Origin of the sequence: Frankia sp. Cppng1_Ct_nod (assembly GCF_920656135.1) — a bacterium.
GTDB classification, from domain to species: domain Bacteria; phylum Actinomycetota; class Actinomycetes; order Frankiales; family Frankiaceae; genus Protofrankia; species Protofrankia meridionalis.
The window spans coordinates 25,772-45,136 of record NZ_CAKKTK010000009.1 but is presented as its reverse complement, the minus strand read 5'-3'; the positions used below and the strand labels follow the sequence as shown (position 1 = coordinate 45,136).

21 protein-coding genes are annotated in these 19,365 nt (G+C 69.0%); 10 read left to right on the top strand and 11 right to left on the bottom strand.

Annotated features, from left to right (window positions below; all coding sequences use genetic code 11):
• Positions 1–94: 94 nt before the first annotated feature.
• The 6 genes from NBW77_RS04790 to NBW77_RS04770 all read right to left on the bottom strand — a co-directional run bounded on the left by NBW77_RS04790 (position 95) and on the right by NBW77_RS04770 (position 4,263).
• Positions 95–1,234 carry an FHA domain-containing protein gene (locus NBW77_RS04790; protein ID WP_131745377.1) on the bottom strand — a complete coding sequence of 380 codons (1,140 nt, stop codon included), beginning with the start codon at positions 1,232–1,234 and terminating at the stop codon, positions 95–97.
• A 54-nt stretch (positions 1,235–1,288) separates the two neighbouring features.
• Positions 1,289–1,498: a hypothetical protein gene (locus NBW77_RS04785; protein WP_131745376.1), complete on the bottom strand. Its 210-nt coding sequence runs from the start codon at positions 1,496–1,498 to the stop codon at positions 1,289–1,291.
• Complete coding sequence (locus NBW77_RS04780) at positions 1,495–1,941, bottom strand: hypothetical protein (RefSeq protein ID WP_131745375.1); 447 nt, start codon at positions 1,939–1,941, stop codon at positions 1,495–1,497. Before NBW77_RS04780 ends, NBW77_RS04785 begins: the two co-directional genes overlap by 4 nt.
• A gap of 316 nt (positions 1,942–2,257) precedes the next feature.
• Entirely contained in the window at positions 2,258–2,503 is a 246-nt protein-coding gene (locus NBW77_RS22260) for a helix-turn-helix domain-containing protein (RefSeq protein ID WP_349816965.1), read from the bottom strand.
• A 256-nt stretch (positions 2,504–2,759) separates the two neighbouring features.
• Positions 2,760–3,287, bottom strand: coding sequence for a YdcF family protein (locus NBW77_RS04775; protein WP_242605572.1), 528 nt, complete (start codon positions 3,285–3,287; stop codon positions 2,760–2,762).
• Positions 3,288–3,705: 418 nt separating this feature from the next.
• Entirely contained in the window at positions 3,706–4,263 is a 558-nt protein-coding gene (locus NBW77_RS04770; protein WP_131745374.1) for a DUF4245 domain-containing protein, read from the bottom strand.
• 373 nt (positions 4,264–4,636) lie between these two features.
• On the opposite strand from NBW77_RS04770, the gene glpX reads away from it, so the two are divergent.
• Positions 4,637–5,662 carry a class II fructose-bisphosphatase gene (glpX, locus tag NBW77_RS04765; protein WP_131745373.1) on the top strand — a complete coding sequence of 342 codons (1,026 nt, stop codon included), beginning with the start codon at positions 4,637–4,639 and terminating at the stop codon, positions 5,660–5,662.
• A 119-nt stretch (positions 5,663–5,781) separates the two neighbouring features.
• Positions 5,782–6,435, top strand: a complete 654-nt coding sequence (locus NBW77_RS04760) for a sterol desaturase family protein (RefSeq protein WP_250279336.1) — start codon at positions 5,782–5,784, stop codon at positions 6,433–6,435.
• A 35-nt stretch (positions 6,436–6,470) separates the two neighbouring features.
• Here the strand turns inward: NBW77_RS04760 and NBW77_RS04755 are convergent, their stop codons facing one another.
• Positions 6,471–7,331 carry a glycoside hydrolase family 16 protein gene (locus NBW77_RS04755; RefSeq protein ID WP_165485835.1) on the bottom strand — a complete coding sequence of 287 codons (861 nt, stop codon included), beginning with the start codon at positions 7,329–7,331 and terminating at the stop codon, positions 6,471–6,473.
• A gap of 593 nt (positions 7,332–7,924) precedes the next feature.
• On the opposite strand from NBW77_RS04755, the gene NBW77_RS04750 reads away from it, so the two are divergent.
• Complete coding sequence (locus tag NBW77_RS04750; RefSeq protein WP_131745371.1) at positions 7,925–9,316, top strand: class II fumarate hydratase; 1,392 nt, start codon at positions 7,925–7,927, stop codon at positions 9,314–9,316.
• 516 nt (positions 9,317–9,832) lie between these two features.
• Complete coding sequence (gene sthA / locus NBW77_RS04745; protein ID WP_131745370.1) at positions 9,833–11,242, top strand: Si-specific NAD(P)(+) transhydrogenase; 1,410 nt, start codon at positions 9,833–9,835, stop codon at positions 11,240–11,242.
• 26 nt (positions 11,243–11,268) lie between these two features.
• Here the strand turns inward: sthA and NBW77_RS04740 are convergent, their stop codons facing one another.
• Complete coding sequence (locus NBW77_RS04740) at positions 11,269–11,832, bottom strand: NUDIX hydrolase (RefSeq protein WP_242605570.1); 564 nt, start codon at positions 11,830–11,832, stop codon at positions 11,269–11,271.
• A gap of 318 nt (positions 11,833–12,150) precedes the next feature.
• Here NBW77_RS04740 and NBW77_RS04735 point away from each other — a divergent pair, with 318 nt between their 5' ends.
• Both NBW77_RS04735 and NBW77_RS04730 read left to right on the top strand, forming a co-directional pair.
• Complete coding sequence (locus NBW77_RS04735; RefSeq protein ID WP_131745369.1) at positions 12,151–12,717, top strand: hypothetical protein; 567 nt, start codon at positions 12,151–12,153, stop codon at positions 12,715–12,717.
• A gap of 340 nt (positions 12,718–13,057) precedes the next feature.
• A complete protein-coding gene (locus tag NBW77_RS04730) occupies positions 13,058–13,813 on the top strand; it encodes a TetR/AcrR family transcriptional regulator (protein WP_131745368.1) in 756 nt (251 codons plus the stop codon).
• Positions 13,814–13,819: 6 nt separating this feature from the next.
• Here NBW77_RS04730 and bluB read toward each other — a convergent pair whose 3' ends face one another.
• Positions 13,820–14,521, bottom strand: a complete 702-nt coding sequence (gene bluB, locus NBW77_RS04725; protein WP_242605569.1) for a 5,6-dimethylbenzimidazole synthase — start codon at positions 14,519–14,521, stop codon at positions 13,820–13,822.
• Positions 14,522–14,784: 263 nt separating this feature from the next.
• Entirely contained in the window at positions 14,785–15,165 is a 381-nt protein-coding gene (locus NBW77_RS04720; protein WP_175324639.1) for a hypothetical protein, read from the bottom strand.
• A gap of 15 nt (positions 15,166–15,180) precedes the next feature.
• Between NBW77_RS04720 and NBW77_RS04715 the strand changes: the two genes are divergently transcribed.
• The 4 genes from NBW77_RS04715 to NBW77_RS04700 are packed head-to-tail and all read left to right on the top strand — an operon-like array spanning position 15,181 to position 18,342.
• Positions 15,181–16,176: an FAD:protein FMN transferase gene (locus NBW77_RS04715; RefSeq protein ID WP_250279335.1), complete on the top strand. Its 996-nt coding sequence runs from the start codon at positions 15,181–15,183 to the stop codon at positions 16,174–16,176.
• Entirely contained in the window at positions 16,173–16,823 is a 651-nt protein-coding gene (locus NBW77_RS04710; protein WP_131745367.1) for a ferric reductase-like transmembrane domain-containing protein, read from the top strand. The genes NBW77_RS04715 and NBW77_RS04710 overlap by 4 nt, the downstream gene beginning before the upstream one ends.
• Positions 16,820–18,133, top strand: coding sequence for an NADH-ubiquinone oxidoreductase-F iron-sulfur binding region domain-containing protein (locus tag NBW77_RS04705; protein ID WP_250279334.1), 1,314 nt, complete (start codon positions 16,820–16,822; stop codon positions 18,131–18,133). Before NBW77_RS04710 ends, NBW77_RS04705 begins: the two co-directional genes overlap by 4 nt.
• A 5-nt stretch (positions 18,134–18,138) precedes the next feature.
• Positions 18,139–18,342 (top strand): ferredoxin, encoded by a 204-nt coding sequence (locus NBW77_RS04700; protein ID WP_131745366.1) that lies wholly within the window; start codon positions 18,139–18,141, stop codon positions 18,340–18,342.
• An 11-nt stretch (positions 18,343–18,353) separates the two neighbouring features.
• Here NBW77_RS04700 and NBW77_RS04695 read toward each other — a convergent pair whose 3' ends face one another.
• Positions 18,354–18,830: an SRPBCC family protein gene (locus NBW77_RS04695; protein WP_250279333.1), complete on the bottom strand. Its 477-nt coding sequence runs from the start codon at positions 18,828–18,830 to the stop codon at positions 18,354–18,356.
• Between the last annotated feature and the right edge of the window lie 535 nt (positions 18,831–19,365).

The following is a 19,365-nucleotide window of genomic DNA, read 5'->3' as shown; positions in this document are numbered from 1 at the left end:
TCTAACCATCACCAGCCGGAGTCGGACCGACACCCCCACCCGCGGGCCGACACCGTAGCCAGGCCGGTACCAGGGGTCAGGTCGGTACCAGGGGTCAGGTCGACATGGTGGGTGCGGCGGCGCCGGGTGGGACGGGGGCCTGCGGGGCACCGGTCCGCCAGCCGTCGGGAAGTTCGGCGGGGAAGATCCGGCCGCTGCGGGTGAGGATCACGCCGGGGGCGAGTTCGACCTCGTCGCCGGGGCGGAAACGCCGGTCGGCCTGGGGGGTCATCTGCTCCCAGTGCCCCGGCCGCCCCCGCTTGTCGACGGTGCGCATCCGGGAGCCGTAGCTGCTGACGTCGCGGACGAGGACGAGCCCCTTCTGGAGCGAGACGACGACGTGTTCGCGGCTGACCCTGGCCGCGGCATCCTGGTCCAGCAGGCTGAACAGCGCGATTCCGGGGTCGGGGTAGCGTCCCACCGGCGTCACCGAGTCCTCGGCCAGGGTGTAACGGGTGACGGTGCCGTTGATGACGGCCTTGAGCTGGGCGGTGGCCGGGCGCGGGCCGTCGTCGCGCAGGGGTATCTGATGCTGCTGGCAGGTGGGTGCGCCCCGTCGCATGCGGGGTAGGAGCACCCGGTCGCCGCTGTGAATGTCATAGAGCGAACAGCGCCGTTCCGGGCAGCGCCAGGCCCGGGTGAGCACCTCGATCAGCGGGGTCTGGTTGGGGCCGAGCAGACCCTGCTTCTTGAGCGCGGCGAGTTCCTCACGGCGGGAGATCTGGGCCGGGGTGCGGACGCCCATGTCCAGCGGGACGAGTGCGACGGTGCCGCCAGGGCCGGGTGTGGGTTTGAGGAACTGCGAGGTATTCCCCTGGATCCAGGTGTGCTCGGTGCGGTAGGCGTCGTAGCGGTCCCCGGTGATGACGGGGACGCGGGTCATGCCGGCGATTTCAAGAACCCGGTCGTCCGCGTCGGGGACCTCTTCGACCAGGCCGTCGGCGACCCAGCGGCGGAGCTTGCGGACGTCGGCCTGATCGGTGAACTCCCTGTGGCCGCCGAGCAGGCTGGCGTCGGCGATCAGGTAGACGCGGACGCCCGGGTCCCCGGTGAGTGTCACCAGCGCCGCCACCACGAGGTCGAGCCGGCGCAGGGAGCGCAGACCCGGCCCCCCGATCGACTGCTCGCGCACGATGTTGGAGAGGTCGACCAGGTAGTCGGCGCTGTCCGCCGAGGTCGCCAGGTTGTGTTCCATCAAAGCCCCCGTATGGCTGGCGTGTCTTGGTGAGCACCAGCCTACGAACCGCGTTCAGGAGGCGAGGGCCGGGGTGTTGCGCCAGGTGGTGACCGCGTCGGTGAGGTCGCGGATGGCCAGGTCGGAGGCGAACGGACGGGCGTCGGTGAGGATGAGGTCGAGCCGTCTGCCGACGTGCGCGGTCTGGAACGGGGTGGCGAGGTCCAGCCCTTCGAGGGCGAGCGCCGAGACACGTGCCGGGTCCGGGTCCTTGCTGCGGATCACGGCCATGGCCTCGTCGAGGCGGCCTCGTCGAGGCGGACGTAGGAGCGCTGGTGTGAGCCTTCCGCTTCGGCGAGCGGTGTGACCAGGGCGTTGAACTCCCGGACGTCGTCGGGCCGCCCCAGGCGGGCGAAAGCTGTCGCGGCGTTCGAGCCGAAATTGACCGGATGGTAGCTGTCCAGGTCATGGACGATGGTGGCGTGCAGCGGGCCGCGCTGTTGCGGGGCCAGGGATGCGACGATCGCCCCGGCTTCGTCGACCGCGGCCACGACACCGTCCGCATCGCCGAGCGCGGCCCGTACCCCCGTGAGGCCGTCGGCGAGGAGGATCGCCCGCTGCGGCCCGGACGGTGCATAGCGCAATCCGTCGAGCGCGTACTCCTCGGCGCCGCGGGGGTTGCCCGCGTAGTCCTCGACGACCGACTGCATGTACCGGGTCCACGCCATGAGCTGCGGGTCTTCCAGAGCCGGGCCTGGTCGGCGGGGCGCAGGCTGAGCTGCCCGAGGGCGTCGGTGACCTGCTGCATCTCGGCGATCCGCCCGAGCAGCACGGTCGGCGGGGTTGTCGGGTAGTCCGCGACGATGCTTTCCAGCTGGGCGTCGACGAGGGCCAGCCCACCCGAGCCGGAGGCGGTCCTGTCCAGGGCCAGCAGCCTGTCCAGCGGGGTGAGCGCGGATGCGACCGCCACCCCGGCGACCGTCAGCCCGGCCGTTGCGGCAAGTGCTTCGAGGAGATCCCGGCGGTTCGTGGCAGCCTCCCCGATCAGCCGCTGCACAGGCACGTCAGGCACGCCATGGCCGGTGAGCGTGATGGTCTCGCCCGCGTGTCGGCGGCGCGGGCGGCAATGATCGCGCCACCGGCGTCCAGTACCTGGTCAAGGTTGTGAACGAGAGCGACCGTGGGGAATTCCGTCTCCCGTTCGATCTTCGAGATGTAGGACGGGCAGCAGTGTGCGCGCCTGCCGACCTCGTGCTGGCTCAGTGTGGCCTCGCGGCGCCGTAACCGCAGCTCGATGCCGAGCGGACCGGGCCCCCAATACCAGAACCTAAAGTTCCTGGTATTGCCGCCGCCCGCGGAGCAGCAAGGATCTGTATGAGATCACCCTGAGCGAGTCGATGACCGTCGGCCAGTGCGTCCGCAGGATGCTGGCCGCTCCGGGGCGTTCCCAGCTCATCCATTTCGGTGGGGACGTCGACATCAGCCTGATCTTCTCGGATGCCGCTGTCGCGCCGTGACTCCCCCGGCCGGCACGTCTTCCTTCGGTTCAGCAGCCCCGTTGCAGGATCATCGCCTTGCCCAGTGCGCCCCATTCGTAGGCGATGAGGTAGGGCCAGTCACGCAGCCGCGGGGTTACGACATCGACGAGTACCCGGTCGTTGTAGCAGCGTTCAAATCGAATTCTTGCCCGCGTGTCCTGCTGCCGGCTGGCAACCACCAGGATGGTCTTCCAGCCGTACCGCGACGCCAGCTCCGCTGTTCCCCTCGCTTCACCCTGGGTGGTGACAGGCTCAGGGTCGAAGCAGATGACACGAACCGTTGGTACGGCGTTCACCGGGCATTTCTTGCCGTGTGGCGTGGAGACGACAAGCACCGGCGCGTAACCGACTCGGGCCAGCTCGATGGCCCGGTCGCGCCGCTCATGTGTCATGTTGCCGTCAAGCATGACGATGGCGTCGACCTTGGCCGGCGCGTTGGTGGCAGGAAGGATGAACAGCCGCACCGTCGCGACGCCGAACAGCAGAACCGCGACCAGCGCCACCACGACAGCCCTACGCCACCTGGGTGAAAACACCAGTTTCTCGAGTCGCGGAAAAGACAACGTCCGACTCAACACAAATCCGTCCCCGCGACGGCGAGCGACTGGAGTAGAACCACAGCATCATCTCATCACATGCCGCAACGGCCCTGACGCTCCACCCCGTAGCCGTGTCAAACGTCACCAGCCTTCGCGGGCGTGCATGTCGGTCGGGCACCCGTTCGGTCAACGGTTCCAGCGATACCACGGCTCAGAAAGAACCAATCCGCCTGGATTCAGCATTATATTTCCGTGAATCCCAAAATGATCTAAATTAACAACGATCACCAACAGGAAATCTGCTCACGAGTCAACCCGGTATTCCGTCCGGTCCGTGGTCCTGTCCATGTTTTTATCGTCGATGTGTCCGGACGGGCTGACACACGAAACGGTGCAGCCTCGGGGTCGCCGGTGGTCAGGCGGTGTGCGGACGCAGGGAGGCGGCGAGGGTGCTCAGGTCGGCGGGGGACGCGCCGCCCTTGCCACCGCCATCCGAGACGATCAGAACGACATCACCGGCCTGGCGGGTCAACGCCAGATGGCCGGCGTCGTCCCGCCTCTCCTGCCACGACTCCCCCGCCACCTCGACGGCCCCCGTCACCGGCCGGTCGGCCAGGATGCGTTTTACCGCGTCCGAGGCGTTGCCCTCGTTGAGCTGCGCGTACGTCCGGTTACCCGACCGGTCGACGACGTACCCGATGGTCAGCTCGACCGTCTGTGTACGCGACGCACCCGATGGCGCGTCCGTCCGGATCGACGTGGCCTTCCAGAAACCGGGCAGGCCCACCGGCGCCACCACGGCGAACGGCGCCGAACGCGCGAAGGCGGTGACCGGGGCGGCCGTGTCCACCGCCTTCACCGCGTCCCCCCCGCCCCGCGGCATGAACAGGGCGAACAGCAGCACCCCTGCCATCACCACGCCGAGGGACAGCGTCATGTCCCGGATCGTCTCCTGCCCGCGTCGTCGTGCCACCCGTCCATCCTGACGCCCCGCCGGACTCTCACGGGCGGCGGGACCGGCCGGGCGGCCCAACCACGGGACCGGGGTAACCCAACTAACAGGGCGCAACCGGCGCGGCCAAACGCCAGGCGATCAACCGCCGGTAAACAATGAACAGGCGCCCGGCACGCCCCCTCCGCGTGCCGGTCGCCTATACGTACAGGTTGGACGCTTGCCTGTCAGCCAAGGTTGCACCATGAACCACCTCCGCGGTGTATGACACCCGACACCTTGCACCGCATGATCACGCTGTATGATCGCGCCCGCGCCCAAGGCGTCGGCCCCGGCGCGGCGGGTGGGTGTTCGCGCGGGCGGATGAACCCGTCTGCAACTACTGTGGGGAACTGTGGCAGCAGACAGCACAGGTCTTCCTGATCATCTCGCGGTCCAGGGGCAGGCCCCCGACCGTAACCTCGCCCTCGAACTCGTCCGGGTGACCGAGGCCGCGGCACTCGCCGCCGCCCGGTGGGTCGGGCGCGGCGACAAGAACGGCGCCGACCAGGCCGCCGTCGACGCGATGCGACGGCTCGTCGGCACGGTGTCGATGCGCGGCGTCGTCGTCATCGGTGAGGGCGAGAAGGACGAAGCCCCCATGCTCTTTAACGGCGAGGAGGTCGGCTCGGGCGAAGGTCCCGAATGCGACGTCGCCGTCGACCCGGTGGACGGCACCACCCTCACTGCCAAGGGCATGAACAACGCGATCGCGGTCATGGCCGTGTCCGAACGCGGGTCCATGTACGACGCGAGCGCCTGCTTCTACATGGAGAAGCTCGTCACCGGCCCCGAAGCCGCCGGCGTGGTGGACATCACCGCGCCTGTCGAGGACAACATCCGCGCCGTCGCCAAGGCCAAGAGCGTGCACCCCCGCGACGTGACCGTCGTCGTGCTGGAACGCCCACGCCACGCCGAGCTTGTCGAGCAGATCCGCGCGGCCGGCGCCCGGGTGAAGCTCATCTCCGACGGGGACGTCGCCGGAGCGGTCATGGCCGCGTCCGCCGACACCGGCGCCGACCTGCTGCTCGGCATCGGCGGCACACCCGAAGGGATCATCGCCGCATGTGCGGTGGCCTGCATCGGCGGGGTCATCCAGGGACGCCTGTGGCCGCGGGACCCCGACGAGCAGCTGAAGGTCTTCGACGCCGGCCACGACCCGAAACGTGTCCTGACCACCCGCGAACTCGTCGACAGCGACAACGTCTTCTTCGTCGCCACCGGCATCACCGACGGCGAGCTGCTGGCCGGGGTCCGCTACCGGCCGGGCGGGGCGAACACCTCTTCTCTCGTGATGCGTTCCCGCAGCGGGACGGTCCGCCGGGTGGACAGCCAGCATCAGCTGACCAAACTCCAGGCGTACTCGACGGTGCCGTTCTGAGCACGCCGACGACGCCTTCCCCGGCCCGGACGACGGTCGGGATCGTCCGCGCCATCACCACGGCCGCGACCACGGCCGTCGGCTCCGCCACCACGGCCGCCACCACGGCCGTCGCCCGCTTGGACAGGCCCGGTCCGCACGGCCGGGCGTCCGAGGTCACCACCCTCGGCGATGCCGCCCGCCGTTTCCTGGCCCATCCCCGCCCGCCGGTGCTGCTGGGCACCGTCGCGAGCGTCGCGACCGTGCGGCTCGCCCGCGGGCGCTTCAGCCGGGCGGACGCCACGGTCGCCGCTTCCATGCTGGCCGCGCAGCCGTTCGTCGAATGGTCGATCCACCGCGGGATCCTGCACGCCCGGCCGTCCGGCCCCGTCGGCCGTTTCTTCTACCGGACCGCCGGCTGGGGCCACGAACAGCACCATCAGGACCCGACCAGCATGGACACGATGTTCCTGCGCCCACAGGAGGTCCTCGGCGGCGGCACGCTCGGGCTGGCCGTCGCCGTGTTCGGGTCGCTCCCGGCATCGACCGCGGCACTGTGCGTGGGCCTCGGGATGATCGCCTACGACTGGACGCACTTCGTCATCCACAGCGGCTATCAGCCACGGACAGTCCTGTACCGGCGGGTGTGGCGCAACCACCGCCTGCACCACTTCCGCAACGAGCACTACTGGCTGGGCGTGACGTCCAACATCGGGGACATCGTGCTGGGCACGAACCCGCCGCGGGACTCCGTCCCGATCTCTCCGACCGCGACCCACGCGCCGGCCCACTGACACCTGCCCGAGCAACCGCCTACCCGATCAGCCGCCTACCCGATCAGCCCGGGTGGCGCGGCCCACACCCGAACCTGGTCAACGTACATGTTCACCCGGGCGGGAGTGCTCGCCTCACGACACGTCACACCCCCGGCGCAGCCGGCGTCGAGCTGTAGCGCCAGGTGCATCGGAGATGTGCTCGGGATGAGGTTACCGCCCGCTGTGGACTTGCTCACGGTCCACACCGGCTGGTTGTCGAGGAAATAGGTCAGCCGGTATGGCAGCCATTCGACGGCGACCGTGTGCCACTTCGTGAAATCAGCCTTGATCGTATATCCGGTGGAGTTGTTGTCCGGACCGTTGTGCACAAAGGCTCCGGCCGTCGCCCGGTCGGCCGACCCGATCTGGAAGAGATCGACCTCGCCGTCGGTCGGCCATTTATCCGTCCGTGGCCACAACAACGCGACCGCGGAGTAACCGGCCCCCGCCTCGACCCGGAACCGGACCTCCCATCGCCCGTACAGCTGGTTGACGGTGTTGGCCACCCCCGAGGAAATGTTACGTCCCGCCGCATCATAGCTGCCGGCCAGCCGCAACGAACCGCCGCTCACCGACGTGTTCGAAGCCCGGCGTGGAAGTTTATCCGCGGTCGGGGAATTGTAAACATTCCACTTTGACGTGTTCAGGACACCGTCGAAGTTCTCGACGAGGACCGGGCTCCCCCAGCCGGCCGGGGACGCCGGGGCCGACCCGGTCGACACCTGCGCGCTCAGGATCGCGTCCGCCGTCGAGGAAGCCGTGGTGGGCGTCGGTGCCGACGCCGCGGCTGTCCCGAGCGACCCGGCCGCGCCCGCATCCAGCCCAGCGATGGCCATCTGTCGCGCCAGCGGCGCACCACCGTCGGCGGCGGTCACGGAAGGAGCCTGGGACGGGGTCGGCCCCGCTGTCGACCGCCCGGTGACCTGGACGTTTTCCGTGCCCACGGATATGGCCGAAGAACTCCCGCGCGCCGGTGAATTACCATGCGCGCAGGCGCTCGCGACCAGGGTGAGGGCCAAGGCCGTGGAACGCACAAGAAGACGACGGCCGGGACCGGAACGCATGACTGCCGCCATTTCACATGTCCATGCGGACGACCCCAGCCGTTACCGCGCAACCATTCATGTCCCCGATGACCACGCTAGCAGCGTAAGACGGCGGATCCGATGAGATTTCGGCCGCACCCAGGAAGACAAATAGCGGACAATCAAGCGGTATTAATAAGTCAGCGATTAGCCCCGCCGGCGGGTTCCACGGAGGCACGGACGCCGCGACCGCGGCCCGGGCTCGGATATCAGGCGTGGCGGTCGCGATCACACGCGCGGCGGCCCCGTCCGCGCAACCGGGCCGTCCGTCCGTCCGGGCGGGAGCTCCGGGCCCACCCGCCCACGCGCCCGCCGCGTTGCCCCTAACCTCCAGAACGGAAGGTAGATGTCGAACGGGTAACGACCGGTGGGAGCGGGAGCACATGAGCGAGCAGGACTACCGCATCGAGCACGATTCCATGGGCGAGGTACGCGTACCGGCCACGGCCAGGTGGCGGGCGCAGACCCAGCGTGCGGTCGAGAACTTCCCGGTGTCGGGCCAGCGGATCTCCCGGGCCCACATCGCCGCCCTGGCGCGGATCAAGGCCGCGGCGGCAACCGTCAACGCCAAGCTCGGCGTCCTCGACGACGAGATCGCCACCGCGATCAGCGAGGCCGCCGCCGAGGTCGCCGACGGCGCCTGGGACGACCACTTCCCCATCGACGTGTTCCAGACCGGCAGCGGGACGTCGTCCAACATGAACACCAACGAGGTGCTGGCGACCCTGGCCACCGAGCGGCTCGGCCGGCCGGTGCATCCGAACGACCACGTCAACGCCTCGCAGTCGTCCAACGATGTGTTCCCGTCCTCGATCCACGTCGCGGCGACGCAGGCGATCGTCTCCGAGCTGATCCCGGCGCTCGACCACCTGGGCGCGTCCCTGGAACGCAAGAGCGTCGAGTTCGCCGAGGTCGTGAAATCCGGGCGTACCCATCTGATGGACGCGACACCGGTGACCCTCGGCCAGGAGTTCGGCGGGTACGCGGCGGCGGTTCGCTACGGCGTCGAGCGGCTGCGTGCGGCCCTGCCCCGGATCGGTGAGCTGCCGCTGGGCGGCACCGCCGTGGGCACCGGCATCAACACCCCGCCCGGTTTCTCCGCGGCGGTCATCGAGCAGCTCGCGGTGTCCACCGGGCTACCGCTGTCCGAGGCCCGCAACCACTTCGAGGCCCAGGCGTCCCGCGACGGCCTGGTCGAGGCGTCCGGTGTGCTGCGGGTCATCGCGCTGTCACTCTACAAGATTTCCAACGACCTGCGGTGGGCGTCGTCGGGTCCGCGCGCCGGGCTCGGGGAGATCCGCCTGCCCGACCTCCAGCCAGGTTCGTCGATCATGCCCGGCAAGGTGAACCCGGTCATCCCCGAGGCCGTCTGCCAGGTCGTCGCCCAGGTGGTCGGTAACGACGCGGCCGTGGCGTTCGGCGGGTCCGCGGGTAACTTCGAGCTGAATGTGATGTTGCCGGTGATCGCCCGCAACCTGCTCGAGTCGATCCACATCCTGTCCACCATCAGCCGGCTGTTCGCGGACCGCTGCGTCGACGGCATCATCGCGGACGTCGAGCGCTGCCGGCGGTTCGCCGAGTCCTCCCCATCCATCGTGACGCCGCTGAACCGCTATATCGGCTACGAGGAGGCCGCCAAGGTCGTCAAGCAGTCCCTCGCCGAGGAGAAGACAATCCGCGAGGTCGTCCTCGAACGTGGCTATGTGGCCGCCGGCACGCTTACCGAGGCGCAGCTCGACGCCGCGCTGGACGTCCTGTCGATGACGCACCCGTAGGAACGACACGCGCTTAGGCCGGCGCGGCCACGGACGAACGTCCGAAAGCCCCGGAAAGACCCGTCCGAAAGGCCCGGAAACCACCGGACCAATCGCTGTGGCCGAGAAACCCCCCGCCGTTCGTCCCGTCGAACGGCGGGGGGCCGTGGAAGACCCCCCAGCAAGCCCCCACGACCCCCGCACCTGGTTCAACGAGACACTCCGGCGGAGGTTACGGGGCACCTGGAAGATTTTTCCCGGGCCTCGGACGGCCGGCACGGGGGCACCGCCCGGCCCCGCATCCCGGCCCCGCATCCCGGCCCCGCATCCCGGCCCCGCATCCCGGCCCCGCTCCGGCCACACACCGGCCGCACACCGGCCGCGCACCCGTCCGACCACCCCTGGCGAGCCGTCCGGAGAGGTCCGGAAGTCCCGGCAGAAGAGGAAGTGACAACCTCACGATCCCGGTACCGCGACCGTCCCGGCCAGCTAGCCTCGCAGTAATCAATTTCGGAGTATTGACGTGAGGAGGTGACGATGTACGACTACGACCTCCTTGTCATCGGATCCGGTCCGGGCGGGCAGAAAGCAGCCATCGCCGCCGCGAAGCTCGGCCGCAGCGTTGCGATCGTCGACCGCCGTGACATGGTCGGCGGGGTCTGTATCAACACCGGCACGATCCCGTCCAAAACACTGCGTGAGACCGTGCTCTACCTCACCGGTATGACCCAACGGGAGATGTACGGGCAGAGTTACCGGCTCAAGGACGACATCACGGTCGCCGACCTGTCCTCCCGTACTCAGCACGTCATCGGACGTGAGATCGACGTCATTCGCAGCCAGCTCAGCCGTAACCGGGTCGCGCTGCTTATCGGGACCGCCAGTTTCGTTGACCCGCACACCATCAAAATCGTCGGCCCCGACGAGGTCGAGGAGCGGCGGGTCCGGGCGGAGAACATCATCATCGCGACCGGGACCAGGCCGGCCCGGCCGGACACGGTCGACTTCGACGGCCGCACCGTGGTGGACAGCGACCAGATCCTGGCGCTGGACAAGATTCCCGGCTCGATGGTCGTCGTCGGCGCCGGTGTGATCGGTATCGAATACGCCTCCATGTTCGCCGCACTCGGCACCAAGGTGACCGTGGTGGAACGCCGCGACCGGATGCTCGACTTCTGCGACGTGGAGATCGTCGAGGCCCTGAAGTACCACCTGAGAGACCTGGCGGTTACATTCAGGTTTCGCGAGTCGGTGGTTTCCGTCGAGCGCCACAACGGCGGCACTCTGACATTGTTGGAGAGCGGCAAGAAACTTCCCGCCGATACCGTGATGTACTCGGCCGGCCGCCAGGGGCTCACGACCGCACTCAATCTCGTCAACGCGGGCCTCAGCGCCGACAACCGCGGCCGTATCAAGGTGGGTTCGGACTTCCGGACCGAGGTCGACCACATCTACGCGGTCGGCGACGTCATCGGTTTCCCCGCGCTGGCCGCCACCTCCATGGAGCAGGGCCGGCTCGCCGCCTACTCCGCCTGCGGTGAGGACGTCCACGTGATGCGGCACGATCTGATGCCCATCGGGATCTACACCATCCCCGAGATCTCCTACGTCGGCAGCACCGAGGACGAGCTCACCGAGCGGGCCGTGCCGTTCGAGGTGGGGGTCGCCCGCTATCGGGAGCTCGCCCGCGGCCAGATCGTCGGAGACTCCTACGGCATGCTGAAGCTGCTCGTCAGCTCGATCGACCGCACGCTGCTCGGCGTCCACGTCTTCGGCACGGGTGCGACCGAACTCGTCCACATCGGCCAGACCGTGATGGGCTGCAACGGCACGGTCGACTACCTGGTCGACGCCGTGTTCAACTACCCGACACTCGCCGAGTCCTACAAGGTGGCCGCGCTGGACGCGATGAACAAGATGCGTGCCATCGCCCGTTTCAGTAGCTGATCCAGCCCGGAACCTGACCGACCGGGTCAGTACGCGAGGCGCGCCGGCCCGGGGAGGGCACGGCGGGCACGCAACTTGTCACCCAAAGTCCCCATCAGGTCGCCTAACCGAACCCAGCGATGGTCGGAGACCTCCTCGGAGCGCAGTTCCACCGCACGATTGGGGACGTGCAGCAGGAAACGAACATCATAGTGTATATGGGCTGGTTCTCCCCGGTCGGGGTTCTCGGGGATGACGTGCGCGTCGATGTCAACCGGTCGGACGGCGTCCGGAATCACCGTGTTCGCGGCGATTCCGGTCTCCTCGGCGAGTTCACGCAGGGCGGCGCCGAGAAGGGACCGGTCGGAAGGCTCAAGGTGCCCTCCGGGGAGCAGCCAGCGCTCCAGACGCCGGTGCTGGACATGCAGCACCCGCCAGTCGGCCGTGACCGCGACCGCGCCGCATGTGACATGCGCCGGCATCGTGGAACGGTCCGTAACAGGCTTCGGCCCGGCCATCGACGCCAGTACCAGCGGACCCAACGTCTCGATCTCACCAGGATTGTCATCAAGGTAGTTGAGAACCACCCCGGCAACCGTATTGTTGCTCACTGCCACGGCACATCACGGTACCGCTGAGAACCTGATCCTGGGCGCTCCGGGGCATGTCGGGACCGGCCCGAGCGCGAAACAGACCGCGTGGGGAGCCTGGCGGTGAGTAACACCACTCCGGGGTCACGCCGCCACCGACCGCCAGGCAGGAGCCCTGTGCGGACGCACTGACAGGACGACGACAACCCAGCTACTCCCCGGGGTTGGCCGCTTATGGTGTTCGGACCGGTATCAATGGCGAATATCACATCGGATCGGCAGCCACGGCAGGCCATCTCTGACGCACGGTGGCGGCCGAGTCCGCGAAGGGGGAGTTCCGTGAAGAGTGACAGCAGGGTGGGTGCCTGCGAGAGTCCCGTCGGCTCCGGGCCGTCCCGGCTGGCCGCGGCAGCCGCGGGAGGTGGCCTGATGCTGCTACTGGTCGCAGGGTGCGGCGGATCGGCCGGCACCACCGGGGCGTCACCGTCGGCGACCATCTCGGGGTTGCCGACCTCGCTGCCGTCCGGCCTACCGACGTCCCTACCGACGTCCCTACCGACGTCCCTGCCGACGTCCCTGCCCGGCGGGCAGGTGGCCACCGGTAACGACGCGCTGAAAGGGGCCAACGTCCCGGCCGGGTTCCCGATCCCGCCGGGTGCCAAGGTGGAGAATGGCGCGTCCAGCGGCAACAAGTCCACGGTGACGTTGAGTGGTGTCTCCGACAGCGCGGTGGCCACGTTCTACCGCCAGGCGCTGCCAGCCGCCGGCTACACGATCACCAGTGACAACCAGATAGCCGGACTGGCCACCGCGATCGGGTTCAAGGGGCACGGGGTGACCGGCGATATCGGTGCGGCAGGCATTGGTTCGACCAATCGCACGGTCATCACCTTCAGTAAACAATAGATCCACCCGGAAGCACCGGCACAACTAGATCACAAAAAATAGTGATGGATCGCCGTCAAGTCATCACCTGAAGCTGTCGGGGTGCGACTTTCGCGATCATTTCAACAGTCGACGAACGCTTCAACCAACAGTCTGATCCGGTCGCCAACCGCGCACATTGCGCTATATGGTTTAAATATGACCAAAGAGTGCCAAAGGGCGGTCGCCGGCGCCGCCGGGTGGCAGTCGTCAAACCGCGACCGCTCCGCGACCGGATCCACACCGGCAGCCTTCCCGCCGGCCCTCGGCCCGCTGGGGCCGGCTTCGACTCCGCTGGGATGAGCGGTGTTGGAGCGGTCCGATGACTGACCCCGTCAGGCGCCGCACGTACCACTCCCCCCTGCGCGCCGAGCAGGCCCTCCGGACCCGGCTGCGCATCCTGGAAGCGGCCAGTGAGCTCTTCCACGCCCACGGCTACGCGACGACCACGATCAGTGCGATCAGCAGGGCGGCCGGCGTCTCGCCCGACACCGTGTACGACGCCTTCCGGTCGAAACGAGGATTGCTCAAGGAACTCATCGACAACGCCGCCGTGGGCACGGGCATCCATCCGAGCGGTGGCACGGACGGCGGTGGCACGGACGGCGGTGGCACGGACGGCGATCACCTGGTGAGCGGAGCCGAGGACCCGCACGCGATCCGTCGGGAAACCGACCAACAACGACAGATCGAGATCTTTGCCGCGGGCACGTCCCGCCTGCTCGAACGTACCCGGCCGCTCGACGACATCCTGCGGGGCGCCGCGGCCGCCGACCGTGAGGTCGCCGAGATCCGGGACGACCAGCACTTACGCCGGCGACGACAATCAATGATCACAGTGGCGGGCTGGATCGCCGAGCGCGGCCCGCTGCGCGACCGGACGCCCATCGACGAGGCTGCGGCCATCCTGTGGACACTCACCACGCCCGAGGTCCACCACATGCTCCGGGTTACCTGGCAGTGGACGGCCGCACAGTACGAGGCGTGGCTGTGCCGGACACTGACCGACGCGCTGTTACCGGCATCGTTACCGGCATCGTTACCGGCATCCCCGCAGGCGCAGACCGAACCCGACTGATCCAGATCAGGCGGGACCCGCGGCGCGCCCCTGACCGGCGGGCCGCCACGCCTCGCGATGGACCGCCTGACGCAGCGGACGACGGTGTGCCCAGCTGTGCCGTTCCAGATCGGGAACGGCCTCGTGATGGGTGACCGGCCCCAGACACAACCACGCGACCGGGCGGATGCCGTCGGGAATCCCGAGAAGGTCCTGGACCATCCGCTCACGGTAGAAGGACACCCAACCGACGCCGAGCCCTTCGGCGGTTGCCGCCAGCCACAGATTCTCGATCGCCAGACACGCCGAGTACAGCCCCGCATCCGCGATGGAATGCCGGCCCAGGACGCCCGGTGCGCCGCGCTGGGAGTCGTAGGTCACCACGACGGACAGCGTCGACTCCATCACGCCGTCAATCTTGATCTGGGTGAAGCGGGCGGCCCGGTCCCCGCTCAGAGTCGAGGCAAAGAGCGCACGCTCATGCCCGACATGATCAGAGAACGCCTTCCGGGTCCGGACACTTTCGATCACGATGAAATCCCAGGGCTGGCTCAGGCCGACGCTGGGTGCGGCGTGGGCCGCCGCAAGCACCCGTTCCAGGACGTCCTCCGGGACCGGCGCCCCGGTGAACTGGGCACGCACGTCACGTCGCCGGTAGATCACGTCATAGAGATCCGCAGGTATGGCAAGCTCCCGCTGTCCGGCCGCCCGACCATCGACGGGCGGCACACGTGCGAGGCCGGTGTCCGATCATCCCCGGCCTCCCGGGGCACCTCGCGAACAATGCCACCGCGATCATCTCACGCGACGCGCCCACCGCAGGCACAACCACGCGAGGTCCGCTTCACAGGGAACTCAAAGCTGACGCCAAGGCCAGCGCTAAGGCTCGCGGGCACGGTGTTCGTGCAGGCCGCCGCCAACCGGCCGAAGCCCCCTACCGGACACCACTACCCGATCCGGGAAGGACCCCACATGACTGCCAGCCGGTCCGATCAAGCAGCGAACCCCGGGACGAGCCGCCAGACCGGCATGTCCCGACTGACCAGAGTCACCGCCGGGGTCGGCGTTGCCAGCGTGCTGGGAGCGGGTGTGGTCTTCTTCTCCCTGCCCGGCTCCACGGCCTCCGTGACGACCGCCAGCACCGATGGCGGCACGACCTCATCCAGCACGTCAGGCACAGGTAGCGGCACAACCTCGTTGAGCGGTTCGAACAGCACCAGCGACACCACGTCCGGTTCGTCGCAGTTGCAGTCCTCGTCCGCGCCGTCATCCTCATCGTCCTCGTCCGCGCCGTCATCCTCATCGTCGTCCTCGTCCGCGCCGTCATCCTCATCGTCCTCGTCGTCCTCGTCGTCAGGCAGCTCGCACGCCACCTCGGGCGCGACGTCATGAGCACCGTGGCGGACGCCGAATGGAAGGCGATCGGTACCACCGTCCGGGTGGTCGTCACCGACCCGTCCCGGTTGTCCGAGGCGCGCCTGATGCTCGCCGCGGACATCGCCGCCCTGGATGTCTCGTGCAGCAGGTTCCGCCCCGACTCCGAACTCGTCGCCGTCAACCATGCGGACGGCCGGCCCGTCATGGTGAGTCCGCTGCTCGCCGAAGCGGTCGCGGTGGCGCTCCACGCGGCGGCACTCACCAACGGTGATCTTGATCCGACGGTGGGCGGAGCCCTCGCCGAGATCGGCTACGACCGTGACTTCCCGCTGGTCCCACCGACAGGCCCACCGGCGCCAATGACCGTGCGCCACGTCCCCGGCTGGCGGCAGATCGTCCTCGACCGGACGACCGGGCAGCTCACCGTCCCGGCGAGGGTGCGGCTGGACCTGGGCGCCACCGCGAAGGCGTGGGCGGCCGACCGGGCCGCCGTCCGACTCGCCGAAGCTGTCGGCTGCGGTGTCCTGGTGAGCCTCGGCGGGGACATCGCGGTTGCGGGGCAGCCGCCCACCGGCGGCTGGCGGATCCGGGTGCAGGACGTCACCGGGCATCCTGACGCCCCGGCGACCGGACCATCAGCTGCGATCACGATAAGTGAGGGCGGGCTGGCGACATCCGGTACCGGCGCGCGTCGCTGGCGGCGAGGCGGGGACATGCTGCACCACATTCTCGACCCGCGCAGCGGCCTGCCCGCCGCCCCGGTCTGGCGGACCGTGTCGGTCGCCGCCGCCACCTGCCTGGACGCGAACATCGCCGCCACCACCTCGATCATCCGCGGCTGGCCCGCGCTCGGCTGGCTGGCCCGGCTCGACCTGCACGCCCGGCTCGTGGAACACACCGGCACGATCCACACCGTCGCAGGCTGGCCGCGGGAGCCGCAGGAGCCGCAGGAAGCAATGTCGGACGAGACGGAACGGGACGAGACGAAGGAGATAGCGGCAGCATGAACACGATCACCTCCAGCACCGCCCTGTGGTACACCAGCCGCGCCACCGGGATCATTTCCCTGGTCATGCTCTCCGCGGTGGTAGTACTTGGCGTGCTGGTCAACCGCAAGGGTCGGCTGCCCGGCCTCCCCCGGTTCGCGGTGACCGGTCTGCACCGCACCCTTTCGCTGCTCGTTGTGATCTACCTCGCGTTGCACATACTCACCGCGGTCGCCGACCCCTACGTCAGCATCCGACTGATCGCCGCCATCGTCCCGTTCACTTCAAGTTACGAGACGTTCTGGCTGGGTCTCGGCGCGATCTCCCTCGATCTGATCATCACCGTCGTCGTGACCAGCCTGCTGAGACTCCGGCTCGGCCACCGCGTCTGGCGCGGGGTGCACTGGCTCGCCTATGCGGCCTACCCGGTCGCCCTCGTCCACGGTATCGGTGCCAGCAGCGATCTTCGTTCCGGCTGGCTGCTCGCGCTCACGGTCTGCTGCGCCTGCGCCGTCTGCGCGGCCATCGGCCACCGGCTCGCGGAAGCCGGTCATGCGCTGCCCCGCCCGCAGCGGGTGGCTGCCGTGCTGAGCGCCTTCCGCGCACCCGCTGTCACCGCGGATCGGCGCACTCCCGCAGCCTCGCACCGAAAGGCCCCCTCCCGATGACACCCACCGTCCTCCCCGTGGCAGCAACCACGTCGGGTATTACCGCTCTGCCACGGTTGCTGCCGACCGCCGCAACCAGCGCCGGCGCAACCATGGCTGTGGACCTGGCCGGACACCTCACCCGTCACGGACCGTTGCCCTACCGCGGTCGCCCGCGTCTTCTGCTCGACACCGTCCACGCCGCCGGCCTGACCGGACGTGGAGGCGCGGCCTTCCCCGTCGCCCGCAAGCTCGCCGCCGTAGCCGACGCCGGCCGCCGGGCGGTGGTGGTGGCCAACGGCGCGGAAGGCGAACCGGCCAGTGGCAAGGACAAGCTGTTGCTGTGGACCTCGCCGCACCTGGTGCTCGACGGTGTCCAGCTGGCCGCGGAGACGGTCGGCTCCGCGGAGGCCTTCCTCTACGTCCACCGTGACGAAAAGCTGCACGGGCGGCTTCGGGCCGCCTTGGCGGAACGCGCCGTCGCCGGCACCGACCGGATACCGGTCACCCTCGTCGCGGCCCCGCCCCGGTTTCTCGCCGGGGAGGAGTCCGCCCTGGTCAACGTGATCGACGGCGGGGAGGCCATCCCCCGGTTCACCCCACACCGGGTGTCCGAGTCCGGTGTGGGCGGCGCGCCGACCCTGGTCCAGAACGTGGAGACCCTCGCCCACCTTGCGCTCATCGCCCGCCACGGTGCCGGCTGGTTCCGGGCCGTCGGCACGCCCGTCGAGCCCGGCAGCATGCTGACGTCCTGCCATCAGGCGGACGGAACCCCCACCGTCGTGGAAACCGCCATCGGAACGCCCCTGGCCGATCTCCTGAACCTCACCACGCGGGTTCAGGCCGTCCTTGTCGGCGGCTACCACGGCGTCTGGCTACCGGTGGAACGCGCCCGCGGCCTGAAGCTGTCGAACGCCGCCCTGCGACCGCTCGGCGCCGCCGTCGGAGCGGGGGTGCTGGCCGCGCTCCCCGCCAGCCACTGCGGCCTGGTCGAAACCGCACGGGTGGTCCGGTATCTCGCGCTCGAGTCCGCCGGGCAGTGCGGGCCGTGCCTGAACGGGCTGCCCCGCATCGCCGCCGCGCTGGGCACGCTCGCGAGCCTGAACCCGGACGAGGGAACCCGCCGCGACCTCGAACGCTGGGCGGGTCTGGTGGAACGCCGCGGCGCCTGCCACCACCCCGACGGCACGGTCCGCCTGGTCCGCAGCGCGCTCGTCCTGTTCGGTCCGGAGATCGACCGGCACCGTGACGGGTGGTGCGGCGCACGCAGCTCGCAGCCCTTTCTGCCCATTCCCGCCGGCGTGCCCACCGGCGAACACGACTGGAGATGAACCCGATGAGCCTGCGGCTGCGCGTCAACCCGATCACCTGCGCCGGGCACGGCCTGTGCGCCGAACTGCTCGGCGAACACATCACCCTGGACGAGTGGGGCTACCCCGTCATCGCCGACGCCCCGGTACCACCGGGGCTGAAGAAACTCGCCCGCCGGGCCGCGACCGACTGCCCGGCGCTGGCACTCCTGCTGGTCAAGGAGCCGTAGAGCCGTACGGGTCAGGCGTCGGCCGACGGCCTGGTGTCCGTGGTGGCAGCCGCCGCCCCGGCGAGACGGCGGGCGAGCCACGTGATGAAGAACCTGGAGCCCGTCGCGAGCACCGCGCCCGTCCCGGGGACGAGCGCGACAAAGCTGCCCTGCCATACGATCTCGGTGCCGCCGCCGTCGACCGGTGACAGATCCACCGTCCCCAGGTAGTCCCGCACGGGCAGGCCCGAACGTATCCGGTAGGCGTGCCGCCGGTCGGGGACGTACTCCACGACCTCCTCCCGGGTGGACAGCGGTGCCCGCCCCAACCTGCGTACCGCGCCCACTCCGCCCGGCGCGGGCGTGCCTTCCTGCTCCCAGACGGACCGGAAGACCAGCGGACGCGCCCAGCGTGACCAGCCCGCGCCATCCGCGAGCAGTTCGAACACCGCGGACGGCGGCGCCGCGGACCTCTGGGTCACCAGAAAGACCCGACGCCGACCCTTCATGACGGGTCCCCGACAGGCCGTGCCGTCCGCAGGATGCGACCGCCTTCAAGATCTGGTAGCAACGGCTGTCGCGGCGGAAAGGTCCTCACACCCACACTCTTCATCATCCGCAGGCACGTCCGCAAGGCACCGCGACAACGCGGCACAGGTGATCCATCGAACCCGACCGAGATGTACGGGGCCTGTGCCCACGTGATTCCCGGTGGTTCGTTCCGCACCGCCTGAGGATGCGCGCTCGCCCGAGACAGCCGTCCATGGCGTCACGCGCGGCAAGAAGCACAAAAAGCACAAGCCCTATCGGCTATCCCGCACTCTCCCCACCGAGGAATCCCACTGTCACCATGGGTTCCCGGCGGACGTCCACTGCACGCCGAGCCATGTCAACCCGGTGACACAGGTCTTGGCTCAGAGCCAGAATCGACTTCCCCTGATGGTGTGAGCCGCCGACGAGGTGCGATACGAGCCACGGTAGACCTCTCGACGATGCACCACCCGGACCGCCGTCACCACGACCCGGCCGTCCTCGACCTGGTAA